General features: G+C 67.2%; 8 protein-coding genes and 1 pseudogene. 6 read left to right on the top strand and 3 right to left on the bottom strand.

Translation table 11 applies throughout. The features are described from left to right. Positions 1-910: 910 nt before the first annotated feature. From AC08OO_RS13910 to AC08OO_RS13900, 3 genes and pseudogenes are all read left to right on the top strand, one after another. The gene (locus AC08OO_RS13910; protein ID WP_476610149.1) at positions 911-1,696 is read left to right on the top strand and encodes an AfsR/SARP family transcriptional regulator; all 786 of its coding nucleotides are present in this window, start codon (positions 911-913) and stop codon (positions 1,694-1,696) included. A gap of 31 nt (positions 1,697-1,727) precedes the next feature. Further along, a pseudogene (locus tag AC08OO_RS13905) lies at positions 1,728-2,071 on the top strand (transposase); the annotation flags it as partial. A 205-nt stretch (positions 2,072-2,276) separates the two neighbouring features. Then, complete coding sequence (locus AC08OO_RS13900; protein ID WP_476610148.1) at positions 2,277-3,125, top strand: helix-turn-helix domain-containing protein; 849 nt, start codon at positions 2,277-2,279, stop codon at positions 3,123-3,125. A gap of 215 nt (positions 3,126-3,340) precedes the next feature. Here AC08OO_RS13900 and AC08OO_RS13895 read toward each other — a convergent pair whose 3' ends face one another. The 3 genes from AC08OO_RS13895 to AC08OO_RS13885 all read right to left on the bottom strand — a co-directional run bounded on the left by AC08OO_RS13895 (position 3,341) and on the right by AC08OO_RS13885 (position 4,617). After that, positions 3,341-3,709: a nuclear transport factor 2 family protein gene (locus tag AC08OO_RS13895; protein ID WP_476610147.1), complete on the bottom strand. Its 369-nt coding sequence runs from the start codon at positions 3,707-3,709 to the stop codon at positions 3,341-3,343. A gap of 12 nt (positions 3,710-3,721) precedes the next feature. Continuing rightward, positions 3,722-4,180, bottom strand: a complete 459-nt coding sequence (locus tag AC08OO_RS13890; RefSeq protein ID WP_476610146.1) for a hypothetical protein — start codon at positions 4,178-4,180, stop codon at positions 3,722-3,724. A gap of 182 nt (positions 4,181-4,362) precedes the next feature. Continuing rightward, positions 4,363-4,617 carry a hypothetical protein gene (locus AC08OO_RS13885; protein WP_476610145.1) on the bottom strand — a complete coding sequence of 85 codons (255 nt, stop codon included), beginning with the start codon at positions 4,615-4,617 and terminating at the stop codon, positions 4,363-4,365. A 323-nt stretch (positions 4,618-4,940) separates the two neighbouring features. Between AC08OO_RS13885 and AC08OO_RS13880 the strand changes: the two genes are divergently transcribed. The 3 genes from AC08OO_RS13880 (at position 4,941) to AC08OO_RS13870 (ending at position 7,071) form a co-directional block, all read left to right on the top strand. Next, positions 4,941-5,120 (top strand): hypothetical protein, encoded by a 180-nt coding sequence (locus AC08OO_RS13880; RefSeq protein ID WP_476610144.1) that lies wholly within the window; start codon positions 4,941-4,943, stop codon positions 5,118-5,120. Between the two features lie 1,157 nt (positions 5,121-6,277). Then, complete coding sequence (locus AC08OO_RS13875; RefSeq protein WP_476610143.1) at positions 6,278-6,589, top strand: hypothetical protein; 312 nt, start codon at positions 6,278-6,280, stop codon at positions 6,587-6,589. Continuing rightward, positions 6,586-7,071 carry a hypothetical protein gene (locus AC08OO_RS13870; protein ID WP_476610142.1) on the top strand — a complete coding sequence of 162 codons (486 nt, stop codon included), beginning with the start codon at positions 6,586-6,588 and terminating at the stop codon, positions 7,069-7,071. Before AC08OO_RS13875 ends, AC08OO_RS13870 begins: the two co-directional genes overlap by 4 nt. Positions 7,072-7,138 lie beyond the last annotated feature (67 nt).

Here is a 7,138-nt window from a genome sequence, read left to right as displayed (position 1 = left end):
GGGCCACACGTCGACCACCACCCAGAATGATCAACACGGCCTATCGACTACGAAATGGCCCTTGCCCCGGGGCGTGTCCGGGGCGGGTAGCCGGGCGTCGCCGGCACCGACGCTCACGCCAGCCCCGCGGTACGTCACCATATTTTGCGGGCCAAGCAGGGTATTCGCAGGTCACACCGAGAGTATGGATGTGCGAGGGACTTGTGTGTGCTCTTCGTGCTTGCGTAACCCGGAAGAACGGCATACGCTATGTAGCGCTCTGCGATCAGGGGATAATGCCACCATGTGTGCCGATCGATGCCCTACCCGCCAGCCCGCCGAAAGCGACGCGAGGGGAGACGTGTGGGGGCGGGGTACTCCTGTCCCGGATTTCCTACCCGCTCGTAGCGCCTGCGGAGCAGCGGATCTCGCGCCGGAAGCCCCCGGCGATAAGAGTGCCAAGCGCCTGGGCTCAGCCTTGCGTGAGCGGCCGCCAGGGACTTGTGCGCGCCCCGCAAGCACATCCGCGACACAGGAACTGAGGCGCCGTAGCCGAAATACTGTGAACCGAGTCACCAAGACAGTTGTTTGCTTATGGACTCACGTCTACGAGTGCCATGATACTTATAAGGTGATGCTTTGCGGTCGAGAGTCGCGAAACAACCGATCTTGTCTGAAAGGGGATATCGTGGCCGTGTCCTGAGCGATGCGTGAATTCTACGGAAATAGCGCAGATGGCCACGAGTTCACCCTATTCTGGATATCACACTTCTGACGCATTGAGTGTGACTTCTCCCATTATCGCGATGCCTTCCACCCGGCAGGCGACGAGACGGCGGTCCAGTCAGACAGTCGCGGCCCTTTTCGGCTGCGATCTCGCGGTTCTGCGGGTCCTTCACCAGGAGGAGAAATGAGGTTCAGGGTTCTCGGCGTGGTAGACGTCGAGATTGACGGCCAGGTCAGGCCCGTCCCGGGAGCCAGACAGCGCACACTGCTCACGGCGCTGCTGATCAGCAACGGCCGGCCCGTGTCGACGGAGGAGCTTTATCAGGAGTTGTGGGGAGAGAACCCGCCGGCTAAGATGGATAACTCGCTACAGGCCCACATCTATCGGCTGCGTCAGACTCTCGAGCGCCTTGTCGGCCGGAGCGACACGCCGCCCACGCTAGTCACCAGGTCACCGGGGTACATGCTGGAATTCGATCTCGACATGCTGGACATGAATCAATTTCGGAGGAAGATCGCCGAGTCCAGAGCGGTGCGGCACGACGCCCCGAAAACGTCACACGCTCTGTTGGTCGAGGCGCTGCTACTTTGGCGCGGCACGCCGATGCAGGACGCGGCGACCGGACCATTGTGCCAGGGCGTGGCACTCCAGCTGGAGGAGGAGTACATGACGGCAGTCGAGGACCGGATCTCGCTGGGAATCGACTGCGCGGACCCACTGCACGTCATCGGCGAGCTGAGGCGGATGAGCACTAGCCACCCCTGGCGCGAGCGCATCACCGAGCTGCTTATGCTGGCGCTCTATCGGTCGGGACGGCAGGCCGAGGCCATCGAGGCATACAACCAGGCCCGCTGGCGGCTGGCCAACGACCTCGGAATGGAGCCGTCCGACCACCTCCGGCAGCGCTTCCAGGAGATCCTCAGCCAGGCGCCTCATCTTCAGAACTCGCCCGTCCAGGTCCTGTGCGGCGGTGTCTCATTGCATCGTTGATATCCGGATCGGGCGAAACCGCTCGGGATCCTACTGGGCGAAGTTCCCCAAGGCCGTCGCGAAGGTCACCGACGATCTGGATGTGCTGCTGGTGTTCTACGACTACCCTGCCGAGCACTGGGTGCATCTACGGACCACGAAAACCCGATCGAGTCGATGTTCGCGACCGTCCGTCACCGCACCCGGGTCACCAAAGGCCCGGGACCACGTGCCGCCAGGCTGGCCAGGGTGTTCAAGCTCATCGAGGCCGCCCAGGCACGCTGGCGGGCGGTCAACGCACCCCACCTCGTCGCCCTCGTCCGCGCTGGCGTCGTCTTCGTGGGCGGCCAGCTCGTCGAACGACCCACCACCACACCCGTCACCCAGGGTGCCTAACGATCACCAGCCGCAAGTCTTGACTGTTCCTCCTGCGCCCCCGAGCGCGACGAGGCCGCCAGTCGCGCAACTCGATGCGCGTGCGAGCCCGGTGCCGAAACCGTTACAGTACCAGGCTACCCGATCGAACGAGGTGTGATACCCGGCGACCATGTCGCTCACGTTCCGGACAGCCTCGCGTTCAGCATCGAATAACATGGGCTCCATGGCGATTGCCGCCCCGGAGACGGGCAGCTATGTCAACGTAGGAACCCTGATAAGAGCCTGGCGTGAGCGGCGACGGATCAGCCAGCTCGCGCTGGCGCTGCGGGCCGAGAGCTCCGCGCGCCATATCAGCTTCATCGAGACGGGCCGGACTCGACCCAGCCAGGGTATGGTCATGCGCCTTGCCGAGCATCTGGAGGTGCCTATACGGGACCGCAACACGCTTCTCGTCGCGGCCGGCTATGCTCCAGTCTATAACGAGACGCCGCTACAGGACCCGCAGATGTACGTTCTCCGAACAGGACTGAAAAACCTGCTGGCGGCCTATGAGCCCAATCCTGCGCTGATTATGGATGGTAAATACGAAATTCTGATTGCCAACCGCGGCATCCAGGCGCTGCTCGGCGATCTCCCGGAGCACCTGTTGGAACCACCGATGAACGCCATACGGCTCACCCTGCACCCGCAAGGCCTGGCCCCTCGGATCCGCAACCTCGCCGAATGGCGCACGCACCTTTTGGAGCGCATTGACCGACAGGTTGCGCTGCGGCCTTCGAGTGAACTCAGCAAACTGCGAGATGAGGTCTCAGCATACCCGGCGCCCGGGCCAGAATCAGCCCAGGCGGAAGAGGCTACCTCCACCGCGGAGCAGCACCAGCTCGCGCTGCCACTGAAGATCCAGGCCGGCGAAAAGACCCTGTCTCTCATCTCGACGGTCACCACCTTCAACACACCCATGGATGTGACCGTCTCCGAGCTGGCGGTGGAGATGTTCCTACCTGCCGACCCGGAGACGGCTCAGGCACTCCAGGCCGCTCAGGACGGCGCGTCCGTCACGGGCGTGTCATGAGGTGACGTTGACCGCTCGGTGTCTCGTCCAGGCCGCGCGCTCGTCGTCGCCCGCCGGTGACGGGCCAGTCGGGCCGCTGGGAGACAGCGGCGGTGTGCCGGTGGGTCGGTGTAACCGGTCGTGGTTGCGCGGGTTCCATGGGCTGTGCCGGCCGGGCTCCGCGTCACGGATTTCCGGCCGGCCAGCTTTCCCGACGGTCCATGCCGCCTGCCGGTTCAGGCTCCCGGTAGGCGGTCCAGGAAGCCACTGACCGATCTGATGCGACCGTCCTCAGCAAGGGTGATCACGTCGAATCCGGCGGCCGGAGCCGAGCCGTCGGCCTTCGAGACCAGTTCCCAGGAGAAACGAGCGATGTTGTGATGCCCGTCAGGGGAACCAGCGAGCCGGAACTCGAAACCAGGGAACTGTTCGTGCGCGCCACTGATCGCGGCGGCAATACCGTCGTGACCGCTGACGTCGGCCAGCGGGTCAGTGTAGGTTCCCTCCTCCGTGAACGCGGCGGCGACCGCGTCCTTCAGGTCCTCGGGAGTTGCGGCGTTCCAAGCGGCGAAGTACCGCTGGACGGCGGCATCGAACGTAGTCAACTTAGTACCCTTTCATTCTTGTGCTGAAATGGTGCCCTGGAGCCACGCCCGGCTACGACGCAGGGCGGCGAACTGAAGCACGGCGAAACCGCCGACCGTTGCCGCCTGTAGCGGGATCCAAACCTGCCCGGCGATGCTGGGATCGTCAAACCAGAAGACCCGCGCGACGATGCTGAGCACCGCCCAGGCGAGGTTGGCCTCGATCACCACGTTGACGGCCAGTATCGGAAACCGAGTCCGGCTGGCGAGCAAACCGACCGCCAGGCCGTAGAGGACCAGGAAAACGCCGAGTCCGACCAGTAGATCACTGCCCACCCCGAGCAGCCGACCCAACGCCCCCGACGCGGCCAGATAGACGAGTCCGTTGACCGCCGTGACAACGGCGTCGAGGGCAAGGAAACGCCGCAGCCAGACAGCCCCGTCCGATCCGGCCCCAGCACGGATCGAGAACTGGCTCGTCGTTGTGGACATCGATCGGCCTCCTCGACGCGATGACGTGTGACGCAGGCACAGGCACAGGGTTCCGCGCCCACGAACAGCGTGGGCCACACCCGCCAGGGTGGTCGATTACCACCCAGGTAATCGAACCTCGACCGGTGTCCACCGTCGGGTGTGGACGGTCACGAAATCCCCCGGTTGTGAGGAGCTGACGGTTACGTGATCCCCGGCCGGAGGCGGGGACAAGAGTTCGCCTCTCTCGAGGAGATGCGCGCCGAAGCCGTCCGCTGGTGCGTTGAGGTCGCGGGTGTCCGGGCGTGCCGGCCGTTGGACGGCGCCGCCCCGCTGGCCGTCTTCGACGCCGCGAAGCGGGAGTCGTTGCGGCCGCTGCCGCCGTCGCCGTTCGTGGCGGCGCGCTGGTCGACGGCGAAGGTCGGCCCGGACATCCACGCCCGCTCTACCGGGGTCATGGTCCAGTTCATCCTCGACGGCCAGCCCGTCAAGACCCACCCCCGTAAGGAGCGGGGCAAGCAGACCGACCTGAACGACTACCCGCCCGAGAAGATCACCTTCCACCTACGGACCCCGGCCTGGTGTCGCGCCCAGGTCGAGCGGATCGGCCCCGCCCGCGTCGAACTCATTCCCGCCCTGCTGGCCGACACGCCCTCTACCGGCTGCGCGCCGCCCAGGGCGTCATCGGCCTGGCCGACCGGCACAACCCGGCACGGCTCGAGGCGGCGTGCGCCAAAGCGATCGCGACCGGGGACCCGTCCGACCGCACCGTCAGGGTTCCTTGTCGCCGGCACCGAGACCATCCCGGCACCGCCATGGCCGGGGCCGGCGGGCGGCGGCGTTCCTCGACGGCCCCGACGCGCTGTTCGCCGACGTCATTCCCCTGGCCATCCCGCCCGCCGCCGATGCCACGACCCCGGCCGCCACGACCAGCCCCGGCTCGACGGAAGAGGCGTCGTGATCCCTTCGAACCCGCTGGTCCCGGCCCTCAGCACCGCTGCTGATCGCAGCCGGGTGCGGGGTATGGCAGACCCGTCGAGCCTGGCGCTCTGGCCGCCATCGCACCCTGCCGCCTGGCGGGCTGGGGCGAGCGGAAGCGCCGCTGTAGCGGCTGGAACCCCTGCTGGTTGTCTCGTGGAGGTGTAGCAACGGGTGTAGCAACGCTGGCGAACAACCACGTACGTCGGCGGCCTTCCGCGCACGAAAACGTACGTCTACGGACGTTGAAACGACGGTCAGTTCGGCCTGCCCCGCGAGCAGGTCCACCGCGGTGATCCGGCCGACCACCTGCGCGCGGGCGGAGGCGGCCACCGTCGCTAGGCCATCGGCGGAGATCTGCGCCACCCGCAAGTCGGCGTGGGTGATCTGCGTTCCGGCCGCGAGACCGGCCGAGCCACGACCAGCACCTCGCTACGGCGGTCCTGCGCCCGGCTGAACAACACCGCCAGCACGCTCCCGCATAGCAGCACCACGACCAGCCCTGCCGCGAGCCGCCCCAGCGGGGTCCGCCGCCGCGGTGGGGGCCAACCGCGGCGCGCCGCCACCGGCACCGCCGCCGGGCCGGCGGGTGGGGGCCTGCGCACGACTTGGCGCGGTCGGGTTGGTGTGTCCGAGGTGCTGCTCAGCTACCACCGCCCTGGTTGTTGACAACCTGCATGTCCTGGACTGGGACGGTCACGGTCGCCTCAACCGTGATGTCGGGCAGAACCCCGCCGGCACCCCCAGAACCGACCCAGGTCGCCGCCCAGGTCACCGACGCCCGGGCAGTGAACCCCTATCGCAAGGACAGAACCGGGCACAACCCGAACCGCTGGCCCATGATTCCCGGGCCCGCGATCGCCATCCCCCAGCACGCAAACAGGCCGTCTACCAGCGGAACCGCGCGCCCGCGCCGTCGTGCGTCCACAACCGACACGCCAGCTGCTGCCGCCGGATAACCGTACGGGGCCGGGGCCGGGCGCGGCCCGCGGCCCGGCATCCATGGCACGCCGATGTCCGGGTCGACTACCGTCTCCAGCCGAGTTGGAGCCCGAGTAGGCCACCTGGCCCCCAGCCGAGTTGCCTGACGGGCCACCAAGAAGACCATGGCGACGTATTACGCCGTGTTACGATGGCGGCATGCCGAACGTCCGGTTCACGATCTCGACGGCTTCAGAGGTCCAGGCCGCGATCAGAACGCACGCGGAGGCGGCAGGGATGGACGTCTCCGCCTACATGATCGCGGCAGCCGTCGCCCAGATGGCACGCGACGACGCCGCCACCGCGGCCTTCGCGGCACTGGACGCACGCAACCAGGCCGCCCTGGAGCAGACCGCCGACCTCCCCGACGCGGACCCGCCCTCGTTCGACGCCCTGACCACGGACGAGCAGGCCCTCGTCCACCGGGTCCTGGCCCGCGCGCTTGGATCGGACACCGCGAGCGTCGCGTGACCACCCGCACCGTCGTCTACGACACCGGGATGCTCGTAGCGCTCCTACGCGACAGCCCCACGGCGCGACTACTTCACCACGGCCTACGCGCGGCGCCACACCGGCCGGTTCTCATCGGCCCGGTCCTGGCCCAGGCCTGGCGACCGGACCCGAAAACGGTCCACGCCTTCAGCCAATATCTGAAGGACTGCACCGTGCCGCAGACCCGCGAGAGCACGCCGCCCATCCGGGGCGCGGCGAACATCCCCGCCGGCTGCGTCGCCTGTGCGAGAACCTTCACCCTCGACTCCTACAAACGGGCCGGGGCCATGCTCGCCGACGCCACACTCCCCACGAAGAAGCGGCCGGACGTCATCGACGCCCTGGTCGTCATCACCGCCGCACTGCACGCCCCCGCCCAGATCCTCACCAGCGACCCGGACGACCTCACCGCCTACACCGCCGCCCTCGACCGCGCCGACATCCTCATCGAACCGATCTGACCGTTGAACGGCGGGCCATCGCTACTGCCCGATCGCGACCGCACCGAGGCCGGCGCGGTCAAAACGC

The sequence above is a fragment of the Frankia sp. CeCAU1 genome (assembly GCF_977971845.1).
This window is presented reverse-complemented; position numbering and strand designations above follow the sequence as displayed.